Below are 19,811 nucleotides of genomic sequence, written 5' to 3'. Positions count from 1 at the left end.
AGCAGGACCTTACCTTGATGCCGATCAAAAAAGTGCCCCCAAGCCGTCAAGGCATGCGGGATTCGAAATGGATCACTTCGCCATCCACGATGAAGGCGCCGTTGCCGATGTGATGGATTGTCCTCGGCTTCGGCCGCCCCGGATCGATCCAGGCTTTGACAACCTCCAGGACGAACAGATTGTATCTGTTGATCAAGCGCGTATCGACGACGCGGCATTCGAGATTGGCGAAGCATTCGGCCACCAGCGGCGCCGACACCTGCTCGGCTCGTAGAGGCGTCAGCCAGGTCGTCGCGAATTTGTCCGTGTCGCGACCGGAGCAGTTGCCGACCTTGACGACCTTCTCCGCGAGCTCGACAGCGGGGATCGCGATCACGCATTCCTTCGTTTCCCGCAACGCGGCGAACGAGAAGTCGTCGCTCGACACGACGCAGGCGAGCGTCGGTGGCGTAAACTCCATCATCATGTGCCAGGACATGGTCATCACATTCGCGCGGCCCTGCCTGGACCTGGTCGTCAGCAGAACGACCGGACCGGGTTCGATGAGCCGATATACGTCGGCAAGCGACAGTTCCTTCATTCCGTTCCTCGCTGCGCATCCGCAACACTTGTTCTGGTCGACTTGTCGCCGCCAATGCCCTTCTTCGCCTTGATCACGGTCAAAAGCTGCGAAGCGGGGCGGGGCGGCGCTCGAAGCGGCATGGCAAGTGATTTCCGATTGATCACGATCAATGCCGGTTTGAACCGGTCCTGCGATTTTCGAACAGGACCAACAAGGGGCTCATAGTGTCAGCGGAAGACGTTCTCCTTTGGGGCGCCGTGCTCTGCTTCGCCTTTCTCGCCGGAGCCGCGATCTATTTCGAGCCGCCTTCGTCCAAGAGAGGCGGGCGCCCGTCGTTCGGCTATCGCTTCGAACGCCGCTCGCGGTCTTCGCCAGCCGAAAACAAGACATTGAATCCAAGAGCGAAAGGAAAAACGTCATGATCTGGAATGCAGAAGAATTTCGCGCGCCGGAGTTGCTCCCCTTCGCCAAAACCGGACAGAAATTCATGCGAGCCACCGCCGCTCTGCAGGCGCATTCTGTCCGTGCCCTCCTGCGCTGCCAGATCGAAGGCGCATCCTTCCTCAAGCGGCGGTTCGAGGATGACCTGAAACTCCTCGATAAACTGACCGGCGGCGACGAATTCGTCGATGCCTTCGACGTGTTCGCGAACTTTGTCCAGAACGCCACTTCCGACTATGCGAACGAGGTCGGCAAGTTCGCTTCCATCGGCGCCAAGTTTGCCTCGGAAACAGCCGGGCGAGTTCGGAAGGAGGCGGAAACGACCGTCGACGACATGGCGGCGGCAACCCTTGCGACCTGAGATGTTGCGATCAGGGAAGAGCAAGCGGAGCCCGACCGCTGATCGGTCCTTCGTCTTGAACGCTCACGCCAAGGCGGAGAAGCGGCGGACGCTGCGGAAATCCGGGCATGATGAGGCCGTGACCGCGGTCGGCGACCCCGCGCTGCCACTGCCGGACGATGAAGCCGGGAGCATCTATCGCGATGTCGATCGGCTCTCGCATGCCTTGCTGGCGGCCTTCACCGCAGGCATTTCGCCGATCAGCCTCCTGCAAGCCTGGCAAGACTGGCTGCTGCACATGTCCGCATCACCAGGCAAGCAAGGGGAGGTCTGCGCCAAAGCGGTCGAAAAGGTTGCGCGGCTGAGTGACTTTCTTTTCCGCTGCGGGCTCGGAATGGGAGCCGCCGCGCCGACGATCATGCCCCTGCCGCAAGACAGGAGGTTCCAGCACCAGTCGTGGCAGGCCTTCCCCTTCAACGCCATGCAGCAAGCCTTCCTGCTTTCCCAGCAATGGTGGCACAATGCGACCACCGGTCTCCCCGGCGTCACCAGGAAGCATGAGCGGTTGGTCGAGTTCTACAGCCGGCAAATCCTGGACACGGTTTCACCCTCGAACTTCCCCGCGCTCAATCCCGAGATCATCGACAGGACCGTTCGGGAAAACGGCACCAATTTCGTCAGCGGTGCCAATAACCTGGTCGACGACCTGCTTCGCCTGATCGACGGTAGGCCGCCGACCGGCGCGGAGAGCTTTCGGCCCGGCATGGAGGTCGCCGTCACGCCCGGTGAGGTCGTCTTCCGCAATGAGCTGATCGAGCTCATTCGCTTTGCTCCCATGACGGGCGCGGTGAAGGAGGAGCCGATCCTCATCGTCCCGGCCTGGATCATGAAATACTATATTCTCGATCTTTCGCCGCGCAATTCGCTGGTTCGCTATCTCGTCCAGAGCGGCTTCACCGTCTTCTGCATATCCTGGCGCAATCCGGGCACCGATCAGAGCGGACTCTCATTGGACGACTACCGGCGTCTCGGCGTGATGGCGGCCATGGATGCAGTCGGGAAGGCGACCGGGAGCAGCCGGATCCACGGGGCGGGCTACTGCCTTGGCGGGACGCTGCTGTCGATTGCCGCGTCGGCAATGGCGCGCGATGGCGATCATCGGTTCGCCAGCCTGTCGCTTTTCGCGGCGCAGGTCGATTTCGAAGAACCAGGCGAACTCGGCCTCTTCATAGACGAAAGCCAGATCGCCCTGCTCGAGGACATGATGTGGGTCGAGGGCACCCTCGATCAGCGCCGCATGGCTGGCGCTTTCCAGATGCTTCGCTCGCAGGACCTTATCTGGTCACGCATCGTGCGCGAATATCTGCTCGGCGAGCGCGCTCCGATGACCGACCTGATGGCCTGGAATGCCGACTCGACCCGGATGCCGTTCCGCATGCAGTCGCAATATTTGCGGCAGCTTTACCTGGACAACGATCTTGTCGAGGGGCGCTTTCGCGTCGGCGGCAGACCTGTTCATCTGGAAGACATTGGATCGCCGGTGTTCGCGGTCGGTACCGAGACGGATCACGTCGCGCCGTGGCGCTCGGTATTCAAGCTGACTTATCTCCTCGACACCGACATCGACTTCGTCCTGACCAGCAGTGGGCACAATGCGGGCATCGTTTCCGAGCCTGGCCACCCCGGTCGCTCCTACCGGCGGCTCAGTTGCCGCCACGCGGATATCCGTCCGGACGCGGATGAATGGGCGAAGAACGCGACCGTGACACATGGCTCCTGGTGGCCGGCCTGGGTCGAATGGTTGACGCGCTACTCCAGCCGTGAGGTCGCGGCCGACCGGTTCGACGCCGCAGCTGGCTTGAAGGCGATTTGCGCGGCACCCGGTACGTATGTCCTTGAGCGATAGAGCTTTTTCGACAGTTTGAGCCAGGTCAAGGCGCGGCGTCCATTCGTCGCGTATTGGTATGCCATGAAACGTCGAACAGCGTTCGAGATCCTGCCGCTGGCAATCGCCTTCGCATTGCCTGCCTGGGCGGGCGATAGTTCGCAGATTGCCTATGGCAAGAGGCTGGTCGAAACGAACTGCGCGCGCTGCCATGCAATTGGCCCGGCCGGCGCGAGCACCCACCCTGATGCTCCGCCTTTTCGTTCATTGCACCTGCGCTATCCGATCGAAGACCTGCAGGAAGCCCTGGCGGAGGGAATTTCCACTGGTCACCCGGACATGCCCGAGTTCGTGGCCAGCCCTGATCAGATCGAGGCGATCATCGCCTATATCGGCAGCCTCGATCGATGATCGGGGCCATTCAGACCGGCATTCCAGGGCTTGGGCGACCCGCGATCGGTGGAAGAGAAAGCGCTTAAGACGAAAAGGAGATGTCGGATGAAACGCGGGATCGGAAGTGAGGACGCCGAGACGCCCGAGTTGGCAATTCCCGTCCGGAAAGTCTGCTTCATAATCGCCAAGGCACATGAGTTCGACGTCAAGGTTGCCGTTACCGAGCCTGACACGGGATCCAATCCCACGGACGACAACGAGGTTGCGGTGCTTCAGGACCATGATGACGATCCTGTGCGTGAAGAGCTTGGCTCGCTGATCTCGGAGCTTTCCATCGACGAGCAGGTCGACCTCGTGGCATTGACGTGGCTCGGCAGGGATGATGGGCAGGCGACTGATTGGGAAGAGGTCCGCCAGCAGGCCGCCTACGCTCACAACAAACGCACGGCCCGCTATCTGTGCGGCAATCCGCTCCTGGGCGATCACCTTGAGGCCGGGCTGGATGCCCTCGGCCTGTCTTGCTCCGGCTGAGCCGAACTTGATGCGCATCAAAGCAAGACGATTTCGGCCGTGCTGATCTACCGGCCTGTCATGGAGTCCGGACATGATCTATACGACAATACTGGTCCAGCTCGACATCGATGCACCGGCGACGCCACGTCTCGTTTTCGCGCAGGAGATAGCGAGGAAATTCGAGGCCGATCTTATCGCCATGACGGCGGGCGAGCCCTCCACGCTGGTGTCGCCGAGCGAGTCCTCGCCGGAGGTGGCGGAGGTTTTGCGTCGTCGGACCCTTGAACTCGAGGAGCGTATCAAGAAGCTCAAGGAGGAGTTCCTCGCCGTCGTCGGCAACAACGAGCGCGCATCATGGCGTGCCGAACTCGACGATCCCACGCGCGCCGTCGCCCTGCATGCGCGAGCGGCCGATCTGGTGATCACCGGCGCGCCGCCTGCCGCCGCCGCGGGCGACTTCCAAAGGACGATCGATCCGGGCGCATTGATTGTCTCCACGGGCAGGCCGGTTCTGTTTGCCGCCGACGATCTCAGCCTCCTTAAGGGTGACAAGGTGATGGTCGCCTGGAAGGATTGCCGCGAATCGCGGCGGGCATTGGTCGATGCGATGCCTTTCCTGCGCAATGCAAAGGAGGTGACGGTTTTCAGCGCTGCGGAGGAGGGGGCGCTCGTCGCGCGAGATGGCACGGCCGATGTGGTGCGCTTCCTGATGAAGCACGGTGTACAGGCCCGCTCCGAGTTTCTGGAAAGCGACGGATCATCGGCCGGCGACTCCATTATCGCTGCGGCCGATCAAATCGGAGCTGATCTCATCGTGGCCGGTGGCTATGGCCATAGCCGGTTCCGGGAATGGGCATTCGGAGGCGCAACGCGGTCCCTGCTCAGATCTGGCTCATTCCACAGGCTGCTGTCGAACTGAACGGCAATGGCACCGATGTGCCCGCCGGTATATCATGGAAGGAGACGAGGCCAATGCAGCTCTTGGCGTCTTTGTTCTTACCGACTTATCCGGACCCGCCCGGACCCAAGGCAGCGTCCAACGCGGTGGCGGTCGCCAGGCAGCTCGACGCCACGCTGGATGCGGCAGTCATCAACGTCGACATTCCGGATGTTTCGAACGCGTTGTCCGGCTTTCTGCTCGACCTCCCGGCCAAGATCCGAGAGATCGAGGCTGCCAGCCGGAATCGCGGCAAGGCATTGCTGGAGGCGGCGGCGGCCGAGGCTTCGCGATGCAACGTGACCTTGACCAGGCAGCAGTTGAAAGCACAGCCGGCGCTGATGGGAGAGGCCGCCGCCGCTGAAGCACGCTACTTCGATCTTTGCATGGTAGACTGGTCGCCGGACAATGACGCGGCTCGGATGACGGCCGAGGCGATCGTGTTCAGCTCCGGCCGGCCGGCTTTGATCCTTCCGGATGCGAAGGACATCGGGGTGCTTGGCCATGTCGTGATAGCCTGGGATGGCAGCCGCGTAGCCGCTCGTGCGGTCGCCGACGCCAGGCCGTTCCTTGAGCGGGCGTCGGCGATATCGATCGTTACCGTGACGGATGAGAAGACGCTGCCGAGCCAGGATATCGGTGAACGGCTTGCACAGGGGCTTGGGGCGCGCGGCTTTCGGGCGAAAGCAGTGTCTATCCAAACCGGCAAGGCTGAAATCGGGATTGCCCTCCAGGAACATGCCCTGAAGATCGGCGGCAGTCTGCTCGTCATGGGCGGATGGGGCCATTCTCGCCTGAGAGACTTTGTGCTCGGCGGGGCGACGGAAGGCATTCTGTCGGATTTGCGCTTGCCGGTGTTGATGTCGCACTAAGTGTGTAGTCCCGGAGTGTCGGGGCCTTACATCGACATTTCCGGTTCGAGCGCGCGCTCCTTCGCCGGCTCCGCAATCTCGGTCATGGTCGCTTCCGTCAGGAGCAGCACGCTGGCGACTGAGACCGCATTCTCCAGCGCGATCCGCACGACCTTCGTCGGGTCGATGATGCCGGCCTCGACCAGGTCGACATATTCCTTGCGGCCGGCGTCGAAGCCGAAATTTCCCTTGCCTTCGGTCATCCTGGCGACGACGACGCCGCCGTCGACTGCCGAATTCTCGGCGATCTGGCGCACAGGCATTTCGAGCGCGCGCTTGAGGATCTGGACACCGGTTCGCTCGTCGCCTTCGCAACGCGCCTCTTCCTCCGTGACCGCACCGATGCAGCGCAGCAAAGCCAGTCCGCCGCCAGGTACTATACCCTCGGCGACAGCCGCCTTGGTGGCGCTGATTGCATCGTCGAGAGCCTCCTTCTTCGACTTCATCTCGGCCTCGGTCGGCGCGCCAACCTTGATCACGGCCACGCCGCCGGCAAGCTTGGCAAGTCGCTCCTGAAGCTTCTCGCGATCATAGTCGCTGGTCGTATCGCTGATCTCTCGCCGAATTTGCTCGACGCGCCCTTTGATGGTCTTCTGGTCGCCGCTGCCGCCGATGATCGTGGTGTTGTCCTTGTCGACGACCACACGCTTCGCGCGCCCCAGCTGAGCCATCGTGACGTTCTCGAGCTTGAGGCCGATGTCCTCTGAAATGACCTGCCCGCCGGTCAGGATGGCGATGTCCTGCAGCATGGCCTTGCGGCGGTCGCCGAAGCCCGGCGCCTTCACGGCGCAATTCTTGAACGTACCGCGAATCTGATTGACGATCAGCGTGGCCAGTGCCTCGCCCTCGACGTCCTCCGCGATCACAAGCAAAGGCGAACCTGATTTCGCCACGGCCTCGAGCAGCTTGATGAGGTCGTTGAGCGAGGAGATTTTCTTTTCGACGATGAGCACGAGTGCGTCTTCCAGCACTGCTTCCATCTTGTCGGTGTCGGTGACGAAGTAGGGGGACAGGAAGCCGCGGTCGAATTGCATGCCTTCGACCACGTCGAGCACCGTCTCGGTGGTCTTCGATTCCTCTACAGTGATGACGCCTTCACCACCGACTTTCTCCATCGCCTCGCCGATCAGTTCGCCGATGAGCGGATCATTGTGCGCGGAAATCGTCGCCACCTGTTCCTTCTCGCGCCTGGTCGAGACCGGCCGCGATATCTGCTTGAGCGTCTCGATCGCACGCTTTGTCGCACGGTCGAGACCGCGCTTGATGTCGATAGCGCTCGCGCCCGCGACGACGTTGCGAACGCCATCGGCGAACATCGCATGGGCGAGGATAGTCGACGTGCTGGTTCCGTCGCCGACCATGTCGCCGGTCTTCTCGGCCGCCTGCCTCAGCATCCGCGCGCCGAGATTTTCCTCCGCGTCCTTCAGGTCGAACTCCTTGGCGATCGTCACGCCGTCGTTGCAGACGATAGGCGCGCCCCATTTCTTCTCGATCAGCACCGACTTCGAGCGCGGACCGAGCGTCACCCGCACAGCGTCGGCAAGTTGGGTGGCGCCGCGAAGAATCTTTTCGCGTGCCGCTGAGCGGAACAACACCTGTTTGTGAGCCATGACCATCTCCCGAAGTCTGCCAGCTCTTTCCCGCTAACAGCCATTCCTTCGATCGGCCTTGATGCGCATCAAATGCGTTTCCGTTCCTTGTTGACGAGGATCAATGACGGTGGCGCGTCATCCGTTGGATGGTGCCGATCCGATCCGGGAAACGAACATGCAGACGAATGAAACGCCTCGATACGATTCCAGCGTAAACACCACCGGCTGCTGCCCCAGGTTCAATCCTGAAGGCTGGGACGGGCAAGAACTGCATTTCAAGGACAAGCGATTTCTGAGAGCGACCACCCGCGGCGTCATGCATATCCCGCTGAACATGGGCAACGTGTTCTCGCGCGTCAGCAAGCATATCGACGACGCGGGAGCCTCGGACACGGATCAATTCATCGTGCTCAGCCGGGATATTTCGCCCTGGAGCAGCGAGCATCTGTTTTCGGTTGCGAAGTCGGTTCCCGGGGAAGAAATGACGACGCTGAGCGGCGACTTTCTGACGAAAGTGTTCGAGGGTCCCTACAGTCAGGCAAGGCAGTGGCACGAGGAGATGCGGCAGATCGCGCGCAATCGAGAATCGGAGCCGGGCGACGTTTATTTCTTCTATACGACGTGCCCGAAATGCGCCAAGGCCTATGGAAAGAACTATGTCGTTGGCGTCACGGCCGTAGCTTAGCACCCGCACGTCGTCGCGTTGCCGTCGCGTCCGGGAGACGCGGGTCAGTTTTCGCTCGTCCCTTGCAGGAGCTTTCGCGATGGGTCGAATTGGCGGTTTCCTGCTGGTCACGCTCATCGCCCTGGCGGCCGCGGCCGGTGTGACCTTCTTGCTTTACGGGAACGAGCTTGGTCGGTTGCGCGACGCCGTCGGCCGAGGCAGTCTGGTCGCCACCCTCGACATCGGCCCGATCGAATACGCCGACAGCGGTGCGGGCATTCCGCTGCTGTCGATCCACGGCGCCGGCGGCGGCTTTGACCAAGGCCTTGCTCTCGCTGCCGATCTCGTGGGTGAGGGCTTTCGGGTCATCGCGCCGTCGCGCTTCGGCTATCTGCGCACACCCGTGCCGCGAGACCCCTCTCCAGCCGCGCAGGGCGACGCGCATGCGGCGTTGCTTTCCAAGCTGAACGTTCCCAAAGTGGTGGTCGTCGGTGTTTCGGCCGGCGCCCGTTCAGCGGTCGAGCTGGCACTGCGGCACCCTGACAAGGTCGCCGCTCTCATTCTGATCGTCCCGGCCCTTTACTCACCCACCAGTCCCGTCGCGGTCAATGTGAGCTTCGGCAACAGGTTCGCATTCTGGGCCGTCAGTGCCGGCGGCAATTTCGCCTGGTGGGCCGCCGAGACCATCGCACCGTCGATACTCATTCGCTTTCTCGGCGTTCGACCGGCGCTGGTGGCGGCCGCGCCCGAGGCCGAGAGAGCCCGCGTCATGAGCTTCGTCAGGAGCGTCGAACCCCTGTCGCTGCGCTTCCCCGGAATCAATATCGACAGCGCCCCTGAGCTGCATGAGCTGCCGTTGGCAGAAATCACCGCACCGACAATAGTCGTCTCCGCGCGTGACGACCTGTTCAACACGCTGCCGTCAGCCGAATTCGCAGCCGCCAGGATCCCCGATGCCAAACTGGTCGTCTACGACACTGGCGGACATCTTTTGGTCGGACGGGAGCAGGAGGTTCGCAAAGCAGTCCGCGCGTTCCTAGAGGGAGCGGGCGTGATCCCGTGATCCGATAGTTCGGACGGCGACACGCCGCTCAGTTTTGGCGTCAGGAGCCGGACGCCGCGCGTTCCTCGGCCTTCCCGTTACGTCCAAGGGTCGGCATTCGCCAACGGACCAGGCCTAGGCCAAGGAGCGCCAGCGCCGTGAAGCCGGCGCCCGCCAGGAAGGTCATGCGCGGTCCGAAAAGATCCCAGAGCATGCCGGCCAGCAGGCTGGCGGCCAGCAGCGCGAGGCCGCCCGACAGATTGAACATTCCGAAGGCGGTGCCTCTCAGTTCCGCCGGGGCGGTATCGGCGACGAGCGTTGCCAGAAGCCCTTGCGTGAACCCCAGATGCAGGCCCCAGAGAGCCACGCCGAGCGCAACGCCGGCCAGGTTTCCGGGAAACGCCAGCACGATGTCCGCGGCGATCAGGATCAGGAAGCCGAGAATGAGCATCGTCAGGCGATTGACCCGATCCGAGAGCACGCCGGCCGGGTAGGCTGCAAGCGAGTAGACCACGTTCATGACCACGAGCACCAGCGGAGCGAGCACGATCGGCAAATCCATGGCCTGTGCGCGCAGAATGAGGAATGCCTCGCTGAACCTCGCCAATGTGAACACGGTGGCGACGCAGACGACCAGCCAGAAGGGCGACCCCAGCCGCCTCAGCTCGGCCAAGCTCAAGGGAGCACGCACTTCACGCAGGCCGGCGGGCCGGGCCGGCTCATGGACGGCTGCGACCAGCAGCGCGACCGCCAGGAGGCCGGGAACGACCGCGGCCCAGAACACGGTCCGGAACTGATTGGCGGCCAGCCACATGAGGCCGATCGCGAGCAGCGGTCCGACAAACGCGCCGACCGTGTCGAGCGCCTGGCGAAGTCCGAAACTGGCGCCGCGCGCATGGGCGGGGGCGATGTCGGCGACCAGGGCATCGCGCGGAGCGCCGCGAATGCCCTTGCCGACACGGTCGACAAAGCGGGCCGCCACAAGCCAGCCGACCGACGAAGCCAGCGGGAATACCGGTTTGGTGAGGGCGGCGAGGCCGTAACCGATGACCGCCAGCAGCTTGCGTTTTCCCAGCCAATCCGACAGCGCGCCCGAAAAGACCTTGGTGATGGCGGCCGTCGCTTCGGCAATGCCCTCGATGGTGCCGACCGTCACCATCGATGCTCCCATGACGGTGACCAGATAGATCGGCAGCAAGGCGTGAATCATCTCCGACGAGACGTCCATCAGCAGCGAGACCAAGCCCAGCGCCCAAATCCCCGCGGGAATGGTCCTCAGGCGGACGGAGGTGGTTTCCTTGAACTGTTCCATGCCCCTTCGCCCTGTCGGTACCCGATCATGCTCAGCGTAGCGAACCGGCGGTGGCGCTGTCCATCGAGATCGACCGCGCAATGGGAAGGCCGTTGCTCCGCTATGCGAGCACGCCGCGAACGCGGTTGATCTCGCGCAAAGTGGAACCCGATCGACGGCCTAGAATGCTGCCCATTCAAGATGGAGCAAGCCAATGCAGAAGGCTTTGATGAAGTCCGTCGCGGCAGCGAGCGCTGCTATGACCCTTGTCCCCGGTGCGGCATGGGCGCAGGCGCCGTCCGACATCGGAAGGTACGATTGGGGACCTCACATGATGTGGGGCGGAGGTTGGTATGCCATGATTTTCGGCCCGCTGTTCATGATCCTCTTCCTCGCGATATTGGTGGTTGCCGCGATCCTTCTCGTCCGCGGACTGGGTGGACCGTGGTCGGGGCCAGTGTCACCGCACCACTCGGTCGCCGGCCGCGCACCGCTCGACATTCTTCGGGAGCGATTTGCGCGCGGCGAGATCGACAAGGAAGAGTTCGAAGAAAGGCGCCGTGTGCTCGGCGAATAGCCGGCGCCAGCGCCCAAGGCAATCGATCGCCTCTTGAAGGCGCGCGTCGGATAAGTGCCCGAAACGAGGCTAGAGCGTTTCACCATTTCACGGAAACGATGAACCGCTCTATCTCTTTGTTTTTACACAATTCCGGGCGGAAAGCCGCGCACGCCTTTCCTGGAATCGCTTTAGGCTTCGAACCGAGTGCCTCGCTGGCCTTTGACGATCTCCACTGCGTCCTGGAGCCTCCCGATCGCCGACGGCTTGCCGGTGGCTTGGGCGAATTCGATCGCGGCGCTGATCTTGGGTCCCATCGAGCCGGCCGGGAAATCGCGCCCGGACAATTCCGTTGCCCCGACTTTGCGAAGCGCGCGAGCGTCCGGCGTGCCGTAGTCGACATAGACCGCATCGACATCGGTCAGCATGAGCAGCATGTCGGCCTTCAACTGACGCGCCAGGAGAGAGCTCGCCAGATCCTTGTCGATGACGGCTTCGACGCCGATCATGCTGCCGTCATCGCGAGCGATGACGGGGACACCGCCGCCGCCCGTGCAGATGACGACGACGTCGTGCTCGACCAGATAGGAGATCACGGACACTTCCAGGATCTCGACAGGTCGCGGCGAGGGCACGACGCGGCGCCATTTGTCGCCGTCGGGCGCAACTGCCCAGCCACGCTCGCTTGCGAGCCGTCGCGCGGTCGCCTCGTCATAGACGGGGCCAATCGGTTTCGTCGGATGCGCAAAGGCCGGATCCTGCGGGTCGACTTTCACCTGCGTCAGCAGCGTCGCGAACAGCCTCTGGCTGGCGAGGTTGGCGAGCTCCTGTTCGATCATGTAACCGATCATGCCGGCGCTCTCGGCGCCGAGAACATCGAGCGGGAACGCCCCTTCCTTCGAAGCGGCGGCCGATTGGAGCGCGAGCAGGCCGACCTGCGGGCCGTTGCCGTGCGTGATGACGAGCGAATGGCCTTCGCCGATGAGCGCCGCCAGAACGGACGCGGCGCGCTTGACGTTGCTGCGTTGGTTCTCGGCGGTCATCGGCTCACCGCGCCGCAGCAGCGCGTTCCCGCCGAGCGCGGCGACGATCAGCATGTCAGTTGCCGATCGTGGCGACGAGCAGCGCCTTGATCGTGTGCATGCGGTTTTCCGCCTGGTCGAAGACGACCGACGCGCCGGACTCGAACACCTCGTCGGAAACCTCCATGCAGTCGATCCCATATTCGCGCGCGACGTGGGCGCCGACTTCGGTCTCGGTGTCGTGGAATGCCGGCAGGCAATGCATGAATTTCACGTGCGGATTGCCGCTGGCCGACATCACTTCGCTCGTCACCCGATAGGGAGTCAGCTGACGAATGCGCTCAGGCCAGCCGGACTTGTCCTCGCCCATCGAGAGCCAGACATCCGTGTATATGAAGTCGGCACCTTCGACGCAGCTCTTGACGTCCTCGTCCAGTCTGAAGCGGCCGCCGCTGCGTTCCGCCAGGTTTCTGACATGGGCGCAGAATTCCTCGTCCGGCCAAAGCTCCCTCGGTGAAGCAATGCGTATGTCGATGCCGACCTTGGCGGCGCCTACCGCCAGGGACTGGGCGACATTGTCCCGACCCTCGCCGACGAAAGCGACGGTCATGTCCGAAAGATGCTTGTGCGTGAACTCGCGCATGGTCATGAAATCGGCGAGGATCTGCGTCGGATGCGCCTCGTCCGTCAGGCCGTTGTACACAGGCACGCCGGCATGCGCGGCAAGCAACTCGGCCTGATGCTGCGCAAAGCCGCGATACTCGATTGCGTCATACATCCGGCCGAGCACGCGCGCGGTATCCTTCATGGACTCCTTGTGCCCGATATGACTGCCGGTGGGGCCGAAATAGGTGACGTGGGCACCCTGATCGTAGGCGGCGACCTCGAACCCCGTCCGCGTGCGGGTGGAGTCCTTTTCGAAGATCAGCGCGATGTTTTTGCGGACGAGACGCGGCGTCTCGTGCCCGGCCTGCTTGGCGGCCTTGAGGTCGGCGGCCAGCTTCAGGAGAAAGCGGATCTCCTCGGCCGAAAGATCGTCCAGCGAAAGCACCGAGCGGCCATGCAGGTTGATCGACATTCTGGGGTCCTTTCAGAGCGGGTCGCGTGCGATGGGGCAGGTCATGCAGTGGCCACCGCCGCGGCCGCGGCTGAGCTCGGCGCCCTCGACGGTGATCACCTCGATTCCCGCGCGGCGCAGAAGCGTGTTGGTGTAGACGTTGCGGTCGTAGCCGATGACGACGCCCGGCTCGACCGCGACGACGTTGTTGCCGTCGTCCCATTGCTCGCGCTCGGCCTCGTAGCGGTCGCCGCCGGTGGCGATGATCCGCAGTGATTTCAGCCCAAGCGCCTCCGCGACGACCGTGGTGAAGGGGGCATTTTCTTCCCTGACCTCGACCGCCGCATCGCCGTCTCCAGGCCGGATCGAGAAGCTGCGCAGCCGTTCGACCACGGGCGGATACATGGTGGCGAGGTCCCGGTCGCAGAAGGTGAAGACGGTGTCGAGATGCATGAAGGAACGGTCGCGCGGCATCAGCGCCGCGATGACGCGCGTGGCCTCTCCGGCGGCAAACAGGCTGCGGGCAAGGTCACCCACCGCCTGCGGCGTGGTGCGTTCGCCCATGCCTACGAGCACGATGCCGCCGCCGACCGGCATGACGTCTCCGCCCTCCAGGCTGACGCCCGATCCCCCTGCGGGCGATACGAACGGGATGCCGCCGTCGCGAAACCGCGGATGGAAGCGATAGACAGCCTCGACATTGGCCGCTTCGGGCCGCCTGGCGGGCCAATGCATGGCGTTGACTGAGACCGAGCGATAAATCCAGCAGGAACTGTCGCGGGTGAAGAGCTGGTTCGGCAGCGGCGGCAGCACGAAGTCTTGCGGCGCGAGCGTTCTCCCGGTCAGTCCCTTGGGTTCGAACGGCAGCTCGGCGCGGGCAATGCCGCCGACGAGACAGCTCGCCAGCTGATCGGCCGGCATCTCGTTCAGCCATCCCCGCATCTCGTCGACCATGTCCAGGCCGACGAAGCCGGCATGCACGCGGCGATCGAGAAGCCAGTCGCGCGCCTTGCCGATGGCCATGGTCTCGGCAAGGAGCTCGCCGAACGAATGAACCACCACGCCGCGTTCGCGCAAGGCATCGACGAAAATGTCGTGTTCCTGGCGCGCTCGCTTGACCCACAGCACGTCGTCGAACAGCAGCGCCTTGCAGTTCTCCGGCGTCAGCCTGCGCAGGCTGAGATCCGGCCTGTGCACCATCACCTCGCGCAGGCGACCGACTTCCGAGTGGACCCCCAGATTTGCCATGGGATCACCTCTCAAAGCGCGCTGACGGCGCCGGTCCACATCTCGTAGACGGCAAGGAGAGCTACGGCGACGAGCGCGACTGCCATGACGGCCTCCACCGGATGGAAGATGCGCTGATTGCCTTCGCGACGGGCCCAGACATAGAAGATGATGCCCGGTGCATAGAGGATCGCGCACATGAAGAGATACGCGGGCCCGGCTGCGTAGACCAGCCACAGCCCGTAGATCGTCGCCAGCACGCCGGCAAAGAGAGCTCCGGTGCGCCGCTCGCCGCTCTCATAGCTTTCCCCGGTCCAAGCCAGCTTGGCGGCGAAAGCTCCGGAGAAGATGTAGGGCACGAGGATGGCGGCCGAGGCGATGTAGAAGAGCGCCTGGTAGGTGCTCTGCGCAAAGAGCGTGATCACCAGGAAGGCTTGGACGAGCAGGTTGGTGATCAGCAGCGACGTCGAGGGAACGCCGCGTTCGCTTTCCCGGCCGAAGAACTTCGGCATCGTCCCGTCCTTGCCTGCGACATGGGGAACTTCCGCGGCGAGCAGCGTCCAACTCAAGAAGGCGCCGACGACCGAGACCACGAGCGCGAGATTGATGAGCACGGCGCCCCAGGGCCCGACGACCGCCTCCAGCAAGCCCGCCATCGACGGGTTCTTCAGGGCGGCAAGTTCAGGTTGGCTGAGGATGCCGAGCGAAAGGAGCGAGACCAGCGCATAGAGCGCGAGGCAGGTGAAGAAGCCGAGCACGGTCGCGGTCGCGATGTCCTTGCGGCGTTCCGCCCGAGCGGAGAAGACACTGGCGCCTTCGATGCCGATGAAGACCCATAGCGTTACCAGCATGGTGCTCTTGACCTGGGCGGCGATGGTGCCGAGCGAGGCGTTGCCGAGCCCGGTGAAGTCGAGTGTCCAGACATTGAGCTTGAAGGCGACGGCGACGATCCCGACGAAAAGGACGACTGGCGCAATCTTGGCCACGGTCACGATGGTGTTGACGATCGCAGCCTGGCGAATGCCTGCAAGAATGAGGAAGTGGATGATCCACAACAGGATCGACGCGCCGAGCACCGCCTGCCATGTATTCCCGTCACCGAAGGCAGGGAAGAAATAGGACAAGGCGCTGAAGACGATCACGGCGTAGGAGACGTTGCCGACCCACGCGCTGATCCAGTAGCCCCAGGCGCTGTTGAACCCGACGAAGGGACCGAAGCCTGCCTTGGCATAGGCGTACGGACCTGCGTCGAGTTCGGGTCGACGTACCGCCAGCGACTGGTAGACGAACACCAGCGCGAGCATGCCGACGGCGGTGATCGCCCAGCCGATCAGGATGGCCAGAGGGCCAGCGCCGGCCGCCATGTTCTGCGGCAGGCTGAACACGCCCGAACCCACCATCGAGCCGATGACGAGGGCTGTCAGAGATCCCAGTCGTAGCTTCGTCGATGCCGTGGCCGCGGCTTCCCGGATTGGGACATTGATTTCCGTCGTGGACATGATGCGCTCCCGAATTGCAAACAGTGGGAGGATCCAACAGGAAAGAGAGAGCGGCAGCCTTGACGCGGGTCAAATCCGGTTTCCCTGCGGGAGCCGCCGCGCGGAGACGAAGCCGGTGCGGATCGCTACAGGAGTAGCATGGCGCCGTAGCCCGCCGCCGCGGCGATCAAAGTCATGCCGGCCAGGGGCAGCCAGAATCTCACCGGACCTGCGAATGCCGCCAGCGAAAGGCGTCCGACCGCGTTGGCCATCAGCGCCGTCAGCACCGCATGTCCGACCGTTTCGATCGGGATTGAATTCTTGACCAGGCGTAGGGCGCTGAGCACTGAAGCATCGACATCGAACGCGCCCGCGATCGCGGAACTCGCCAGCAGGCCCTGTTCCTGAAACCGGGAGGCCAGAGCCACCTTAATGCATGTCGCCCAAAAGTGCGCAGCGGTTTTGGGAAGACGACATGCATCAAAACAAAGACTTAAAGCGCGTCGCCGGAATGCGTTTCGTCGCGATGCGCTTTGGATGGACGGCGTGTGTCGTCAACCGCTTCGACCAACGGTCGGCCCGGCGCGGCTTCCGCCGGGGCTCGCCATAGGGATCAGATTTCCATCGCCTCGCGGCCCGAAACTTCCGCGATGAAGATCCTGAAGAACACGTGGGGAATATGCTCCGCCTCCGAGGACGTCGCCGGCTTGAGCGCGCCTGGCTCCCACCAGTCGGCATGCTTGTTGCTCAAGACGGACCAGGCGTGATCACGCTGGACCTTGTGTCCAATCCGATCGGGGAGCTCCTCATAGTGACCGTTGACGATCACGCTTTTCCAACCTCGTCCCGTGCCGCGTTCGTCGACCTGGACGGACACGAGAGGATTGGTGCGCATCCAGTCGATCTTCTTGCCCGGCATGGAAAAGGCATAAAGGTGATTGTCCGCATGGGCGAAGTAGAACGGAACGATATAGGGTTGCCCATCCTTGGCGCAGGCCAGGCGGCCGACGCGACTGGCCGTTAGGATCTTTGTGCATTCCAGGACGGAAAGCGTGCGGATGTGCATCTGGAACTCCTATTCTTTGGCGCGAGCTTTCTGCCGTGATTTGTTTGCGGCATGCGCGGCCGGCCGTCTTCTGGCGTTGCCGCGGCTGCCGGCCCGTGCCCGGGCAACCTCATCCATGATGTCGAGAACCTCGCCATCGGAGAGCTGCGGGAAGTTGACGTAGTAATAGCTGAGTGCAGGGAAGCGGGCCGGCTGGCTGAGACAGATGACCAAATCGGCTTCTTGGGCAAGATCGGTCACAGTTTCCGCCGGCGCGACCGGAAGCGCGACAACGATCTTACGCGGCGAGCGTCGCTTCATCGCACGGATGGCGACCTTCATCGTCGTCCCGGTGGCAGCCCCGTCGTCGACGATAATCACCGTTTTGCCGGCAACCGACAAGGGCGCGAGCTCGCCGCGATATGTCGTGCGACGGCGCTCCAGCTCCGGACGCTCCCCTGCGATCAGGACACGCAGCGCGTCGTCGCGCAGGCCATAGGTTTCCACGATTTCCCGGTTGAGAACGACGTCCGGAGGATCTCCGTCCACGATGGCGGCAACGGCCAGTTCCGGATTGCCTGGGGCCCCGACCTTGCGGACGAGGATCAAATCCAGCGGCGCCTTGAGAGCCTTGGCCACTTCCGCGGCGACGGGAACGCCGCCTCGCGGCAATGCCAGGACGACCGGATCCTGCAGGGTCAGTTTGGCGAGCTCGAGCGCGAGTCTCTGTCCAGCCTCATGGCGATCGCGAAACATCGATCATCCCTCCGGCCACAATTCACGGAGCGATTTCTTCATCGAATTGCGGACTTGGACGATCTCGCCATGCGAGATGTGACGATCGAGGAGCCTGAACACCGCTCTGATTGCGTTGTCGACGTCGATCATCGGCTCGTAGCCGAAACTGTCGCGTACGCAGATCACGAAGTCGCGCTTCTTCCTTTCCCATGTCGGCTCGGCCGGATTCCACCCTTCGAAGTAGATACCTCTGATCAGCGTTGGCAACTGGGCCGACAGGTCGGCCATTTCCTCCGGCGAGAGCCAATCGCGCAAAGCGTGCAGCACCGACTTCAACAGGCGGAACGCGCTCTGCTCGTTCCAGTCCAAATCCTTGGCGAGTTCGTTCACCCATTGCTGTGCCTGCTCGGCAGCATGTGTGATGGACGTGTGCGAGACGGAGTGTGTCATCGTCGTGATCCTCCAACCTGTTCCTTTCTCCGCCATTCAGACCCGCGCGCATTGCGTTAGGTCAATTTGACGCCGACTGGCGTTGCGAGGGAGGTGCTTCGGGGGCGCCGGCACCCGAACTCGGTTTGGTGCCGGTTACCGCAGATGTGAACAAGCATGGGTGGGATACCTAGGTCATTAGGGATAGTCTCCAAGCAATGCGTCTTGTCGACAATCGAGGGACTGTCGTGGACCGGTTCATTGCGCGGGCCAACATCGCCTATTTTGAAGACTTGCTCGCCGGGAAACCGACCCGGAAAAGCGGCGCATGATTCAGGATTTGCTTGCGGGCGAGAAGCAGAAGCTCGAGATCGCGGAACGCCAGGCGGAGACAGCCCAGAAGCCGGCTGCTTCTTCCAAGGCAGACGATCCAGCGGTGTAAGCGAGCCAGTGCCCTCAGGAAGGTTTCTTCCTCAGTGCACCGCCTCGGCGCACTGAGGAAGCGGTCATTTGTGCCGCTATGCGGCCTTGACGGTGATCTTCTTCTCGGCCTTCTGGGCTTCGGCCGTCTTGGGCAGCTTCACGGTCAGAACACCCTTGGCGAAGCTGGCGTCTATCTTGTCGGCGTCGACCCCCTCAGGCAACTGGAACGACCGCTGGAAGGAGCCGTAGCGGCGCTCCGAGAGGTAGTAGTCCTTCTCCTTTTCCTCCTTCTCTTCCTTCTTCTCGCCCTTGATCGTCAGCACGTTGTTGGCGAGCTTGATCTCGACGTTCTTTTCGTCGATGCCCGGCAGTTCGGCCGTGATTTCATAATCGTGGGCCTTTTCGATCAGGTCCATCGCCGGCGCGACGGTCCACCCAACGCTTTGCAGCGCGGGCAGTTCGCGGCCGAAAAACGAACGGGTGGAAGGCAGGCGAAAATCGAAAGGATGGAAATCATCGAAGAGCCGGTCGATTTCGCGACGCAGGTTTTCGAACGACCCCGTCCAGTGATCCGACCTGGCGGCGGGCGCGTTCTTCTCGGTTTTCACAGGCAGTTTGGTGGCGGCTTCAGCCATGGTTCTCTCCATCGGACAAGTTGATCGACAAGTGCCGCTGCCTCCGCTCTCCACCTCAGGCTTCCCCAAAGGCGCCAGAGCTGGAGGCCAGCGGACCCGCCCGACAGGCGTCCCCGCCGAACCGGTTCGTTGCTTCGCGATTTCCGCGTTTGGCGCGGATCGTCGCGCCCGCATCGCCAGTTCATGCACGACCTATCGAGGCTTGGCATCAAAGCACTGGTCCGAGCAGCCATCGTTGATCCGTGTCAAACGAGCTCGAAGAAGAACCGGTTGTGGATTTGAGCAGGGTCAAGGCTCAGCACGCGGCGCTCCGGCGATTGTGTCGGCTCCGGCTTGCTTTCTGCTTTGCGGCGAAGCGAGCTTCACAACCGGTAGCTATCGCTTGGTGGACGGTGGCTACACGGCGCGACGAGTGGCTCGCGGCCGAAGCCGCGGTGGGGGATGGCTGGGGCGCCAGGATTCGAACCTGGGAATGTCGGTACCAAAAACCGATGCCTTACCACTTGGCGACGCCCCAGCAGCCGGGCGGTGCCCGCTGCGCGCGGCCTTATAGGACGAGCCGGTGGAAAGCTCAATGCTTGGACCGCCGACATCCAAGGTAATCTTGCCGCATGCTTGCGTCGGCGGATT

General features: G+C 62.9%; 20 protein-coding genes, 1 tRNA gene and 1 pseudogene. 9 read left to right on the top strand and 13 right to left on the bottom strand.

All coding sequences use genetic code 11. The annotated features are described in order from the left end of the window. Positions 1 to 46: 46 nt before the first annotated feature. Positions 47 to 580: a flavin reductase family protein gene (locus QAZ47_RS28075; RefSeq protein ID WP_278231534.1), complete on the bottom strand. Its 534-nt coding sequence runs from the start codon at positions 578 to 580 to the stop codon at positions 47 to 49. A gap of 400 nt (positions 581 to 980) precedes the next feature. Between QAZ47_RS28075 and QAZ47_RS28070 the strand changes: the two genes are divergently transcribed. The 6 genes from QAZ47_RS28070 to QAZ47_RS28045 all read left to right on the top strand — a co-directional run bounded on the left by QAZ47_RS28070 (position 981) and on the right by QAZ47_RS28045 (position 5,943). Beyond that, positions 981 to 1,364 (top strand): phasin family protein, encoded by a 384-nt coding sequence (locus QAZ47_RS28070; protein ID WP_278231533.1) that lies wholly within the window; start codon positions 981 to 983, stop codon positions 1,362 to 1,364. A 118-nt stretch (positions 1,365 to 1,482) separates the two neighbouring features. Next, positions 1,483 to 3,249 carry an alpha/beta fold hydrolase gene (locus tag QAZ47_RS28065; RefSeq protein ID WP_278231532.1) on the top strand — a complete coding sequence of 589 codons (1,767 nt, stop codon included), beginning with the start codon at positions 1,483 to 1,485 and terminating at the stop codon, positions 3,247 to 3,249. 63 nt (positions 3,250 to 3,312) lie between these two features. Beyond that, positions 3,313 to 3,639: a cytochrome c gene (locus QAZ47_RS28060; protein ID WP_278233896.1), complete on the top strand. Its 327-nt coding sequence runs from the start codon at positions 3,313 to 3,315 to the stop codon at positions 3,637 to 3,639. An 87-nt stretch (positions 3,640 to 3,726) separates the two neighbouring features. After that, a complete protein-coding gene (locus QAZ47_RS28055) occupies positions 3,727 to 4,152 on the top strand; it encodes a DUF3775 domain-containing protein (protein ID WP_278231531.1) in 426 nt (141 codons plus the stop codon). Between the two features lie 73 nt (positions 4,153 to 4,225). After that, positions 4,226 to 5,053: a universal stress protein gene (locus QAZ47_RS28050; RefSeq protein WP_278231530.1), complete on the top strand. Its 828-nt coding sequence runs from the start codon at positions 4,226 to 4,228 to the stop codon at positions 5,051 to 5,053. Between the two features lie 53 nt (positions 5,054 to 5,106). After that, complete coding sequence (locus QAZ47_RS28045; protein ID WP_278231529.1) at positions 5,107 to 5,943, top strand: universal stress protein; 837 nt, start codon at positions 5,107 to 5,109, stop codon at positions 5,941 to 5,943. A gap of 26 nt (positions 5,944 to 5,969) precedes the next feature. On the opposite strand, the gene groL is transcribed toward QAZ47_RS28045, so the two are convergent. Then, positions 5,970 to 7,592, bottom strand: coding sequence for a chaperonin GroEL (gene groL, locus QAZ47_RS28040; protein WP_278231528.1), 1,623 nt, complete (start codon positions 7,590 to 7,592; stop codon positions 5,970 to 5,972). Positions 7,593 to 7,695: 103 nt separating this feature from the next. Here groL and QAZ47_RS28035 point away from each other — a divergent pair, with 103 nt between their 5' ends. Next, a complete protein-coding gene (locus QAZ47_RS28035) occupies positions 7,696 to 8,259 on the top strand; it encodes a hydrolase (RefSeq protein ID WP_278231527.1) in 564 nt (187 codons plus the stop codon). A 79-nt stretch (positions 8,260 to 8,338) separates the two neighbouring features. Then, positions 8,339 to 9,301 (top strand): alpha/beta hydrolase, encoded by a 963-nt coding sequence (locus QAZ47_RS28030; protein ID WP_278231526.1) that lies wholly within the window; start codon positions 8,339 to 8,341, stop codon positions 9,299 to 9,301. A 40-nt stretch (positions 9,302 to 9,341) separates the two neighbouring features. Here the strand turns inward: QAZ47_RS28030 and QAZ47_RS28025 are convergent, their stop codons facing one another. Further along, a complete protein-coding gene (locus QAZ47_RS28025; RefSeq protein WP_278231525.1) occupies positions 9,342 to 10,592 on the bottom strand; it encodes an MFS transporter in 1,251 nt (416 codons plus the stop codon). A gap of 193 nt (positions 10,593 to 10,785) precedes the next feature. Here QAZ47_RS28025 and QAZ47_RS28020 point away from each other — a divergent pair, with 193 nt between their 5' ends. Continuing rightward, positions 10,786 to 11,148 carry an SHOCT domain-containing protein gene (locus tag QAZ47_RS28020; RefSeq protein WP_278231524.1) on the top strand — a complete coding sequence of 121 codons (363 nt, stop codon included), beginning with the start codon at positions 10,786 to 10,788 and terminating at the stop codon, positions 11,146 to 11,148. Between the two features lie 170 nt (positions 11,149 to 11,318). On the opposite strand, the gene arcC is transcribed toward QAZ47_RS28020, so the two are convergent. The 10 genes and pseudogenes from arcC to QAZ47_RS27970 all read right to left on the bottom strand — a co-directional run bounded on the left by arcC (position 11,319) and on the right by QAZ47_RS27970 (position 19,698). Next, positions 11,319 to 12,224 (bottom strand): carbamate kinase, encoded by a 906-nt coding sequence (arcC, locus tag QAZ47_RS28015; RefSeq protein ID WP_278231523.1) that lies wholly within the window; start codon positions 12,222 to 12,224, stop codon positions 11,319 to 11,321. 1 nt (position 12,225) lies between these two features. Then, entirely contained in the window at positions 12,226 to 13,227 is a 1,002-nt protein-coding gene (gene argF, locus QAZ47_RS28010) for an ornithine carbamoyltransferase (protein ID WP_278204121.1), read from the bottom strand. Positions 13,228 to 13,239: 12 nt separating this feature from the next. Then, positions 13,240 to 14,454: an arginine deiminase gene (locus QAZ47_RS28005; RefSeq protein WP_278231522.1), complete on the bottom strand. Its 1,215-nt coding sequence runs from the start codon at positions 14,452 to 14,454 to the stop codon at positions 13,240 to 13,242. An 11-nt stretch (positions 14,455 to 14,465) separates the two neighbouring features. Beyond that, a complete protein-coding gene (gene arcD, locus QAZ47_RS28000; RefSeq protein ID WP_278231521.1) occupies positions 14,466 to 15,932 on the bottom strand; it encodes an arginine-ornithine antiporter in 1,467 nt (488 codons plus the stop codon). A gap of 125 nt (positions 15,933 to 16,057) precedes the next feature. Beyond that, positions 16,058 to 16,336: pseudogene (locus QAZ47_RS27995) on the bottom strand (DUF4010 domain-containing protein); the annotation flags it as partial. A 188-nt stretch (positions 16,337 to 16,524) separates the two neighbouring features. After that, a complete protein-coding gene (locus tag QAZ47_RS27990) occupies positions 16,525 to 16,977 on the bottom strand; it encodes a pyridoxamine 5'-phosphate oxidase family protein (protein WP_278231520.1) in 453 nt (150 codons plus the stop codon). 9 nt (positions 16,978 to 16,986) lie between these two features. Continuing rightward, positions 16,987 to 17,712 (bottom strand): phosphoribosyltransferase, encoded by a 726-nt coding sequence (locus QAZ47_RS27985; RefSeq protein ID WP_278231519.1) that lies wholly within the window; start codon positions 17,710 to 17,712, stop codon positions 16,987 to 16,989. Between the two features lie 3 nt (positions 17,713 to 17,715). Continuing rightward, on the bottom strand, positions 17,716 to 18,144 hold the full coding sequence (locus tag QAZ47_RS27980) for a DUF2267 domain-containing protein (RefSeq protein WP_278231518.1): 429 nt from the start codon (positions 18,142 to 18,144) through the stop codon (positions 17,716 to 17,718). Between the two features lie 497 nt (positions 18,145 to 18,641). Then, entirely contained in the window at positions 18,642 to 19,181 is a 540-nt protein-coding gene (locus QAZ47_RS27975; RefSeq protein ID WP_278233895.1) for an Hsp20/alpha crystallin family protein, read from the bottom strand. A gap of 442 nt (positions 19,182 to 19,623) precedes the next feature. Continuing rightward, positions 19,624 to 19,698: transfer RNA gene (locus QAZ47_RS27970), tRNA-Gln, on the bottom strand. Positions 19,699 to 19,811 lie beyond the last annotated feature (113 nt).

The sequence above is a fragment of the Mesorhizobium sp. WSM4904 genome (assembly GCF_029674545.1).
GTDB lineage: Bacteria > Pseudomonadota > Alphaproteobacteria > Rhizobiales > Rhizobiaceae > Mesorhizobium.
Note: the sequence above shows the minus strand (reverse complement) of the source record. Positions and strands in the feature narration are given on the sequence as shown.

Excerpts from the sequence above, each read along its gene's own strand:
- QAZ47_RS28075 (WP_278231534.1), bottom strand. The coding sequence starts at position 580 with ATGAAGGAACTGTCGCTTGCCGACGTATATCGGCTCATCGAACCCGGT.
- QAZ47_RS28070 (WP_278231533.1), top strand. The coding sequence starts at position 981 with ATGATCTGGAATGCAGAAGAATTTCGCGCGCCGGAGTTGCTCCCCTTC.
- QAZ47_RS28060 (WP_278233896.1), top strand. The coding sequence starts at position 3,313 with ATGAAACGTCGAACAGCGTTCGAGATCCTGCCGCTGGCAATCGCCTTC.
- QAZ47_RS28055 (WP_278231531.1), top strand. The coding sequence starts at position 3,727 with ATGAAACGCGGGATCGGAAGTGAGGACGCCGAGACGCCCGAGTTGGCA.
- QAZ47_RS28050 (WP_278231530.1), top strand. The coding sequence starts at position 4,226 with ATGATCTATACGACAATACTGGTCCAGCTCGACATCGATGCACCGGCG.
- QAZ47_RS28045 (WP_278231529.1), top strand. The coding sequence starts at position 5,107 with ATGCAGCTCTTGGCGTCTTTGTTCTTACCGACTTATCCGGACCCGCCC.
- groL (WP_278231528.1), bottom strand. The coding sequence starts at position 7,592 with ATGGCTCACAAACAGGTGTTGTTCCGCTCAGCGGCACGCGAAAAGATT.
- QAZ47_RS28035 (WP_278231527.1), top strand. The coding sequence starts at position 7,696 with ATGACGGTGGCGCGTCATCCGTTGGATGGTGCCGATCCGATCCGGGAA.
- QAZ47_RS28030 (WP_278231526.1), top strand. The coding sequence starts at position 8,339 with ATGGGTCGAATTGGCGGTTTCCTGCTGGTCACGCTCATCGCCCTGGCG.
- QAZ47_RS28025 (WP_278231525.1), bottom strand. The coding sequence starts at position 10,592 with ATGGAACAGTTCAAGGAAACCACCTCCGTCCGCCTGAGGACCATTCCC.
- QAZ47_RS28020 (WP_278231524.1), top strand. The coding sequence starts at position 10,786 with ATGCAGAAGGCTTTGATGAAGTCCGTCGCGGCAGCGAGCGCTGCTATG.
- arcC (WP_278231523.1), bottom strand. The coding sequence starts at position 12,224 with ATGCTGATCGTCGCCGCGCTCGGCGGGAACGCGCTGCTGCGGCGCGGT.
- argF (WP_278204121.1), bottom strand. The coding sequence starts at position 13,227 with ATGTCGATCAACCTGCATGGCCGCTCGGTGCTTTCGCTGGACGATCTT.
- QAZ47_RS28005 (WP_278231522.1), bottom strand. The coding sequence starts at position 14,454 with ATGGCAAATCTGGGGGTCCACTCGGAAGTCGGTCGCCTGCGCGAGGTG.
- arcD (WP_278231521.1), bottom strand. The coding sequence starts at position 15,932 with ATGTCCACGACGGAAATCAATGTCCCAATCCGGGAAGCCGCGGCCACG.
- QAZ47_RS27990 (WP_278231520.1), bottom strand. The coding sequence starts at position 16,977 with ATGCACATCCGCACGCTTTCCGTCCTGGAATGCACAAAGATCCTAACG.
- QAZ47_RS27985 (WP_278231519.1), bottom strand. The coding sequence starts at position 17,712 with ATGTTTCGCGATCGCCATGAGGCTGGACAGAGACTCGCGCTCGAGCTC.
- QAZ47_RS27980 (WP_278231518.1), bottom strand. The coding sequence starts at position 18,144 with ATGACACACTCCGTCTCGCACACGTCCATCACACATGCTGCCGAGCAG.
- QAZ47_RS27975 (WP_278233895.1), bottom strand. The coding sequence starts at position 19,181 with ATGGCTGAAGCCGCCACCAAACTGCCTGTGAAAACCGAGAAGAACGCG.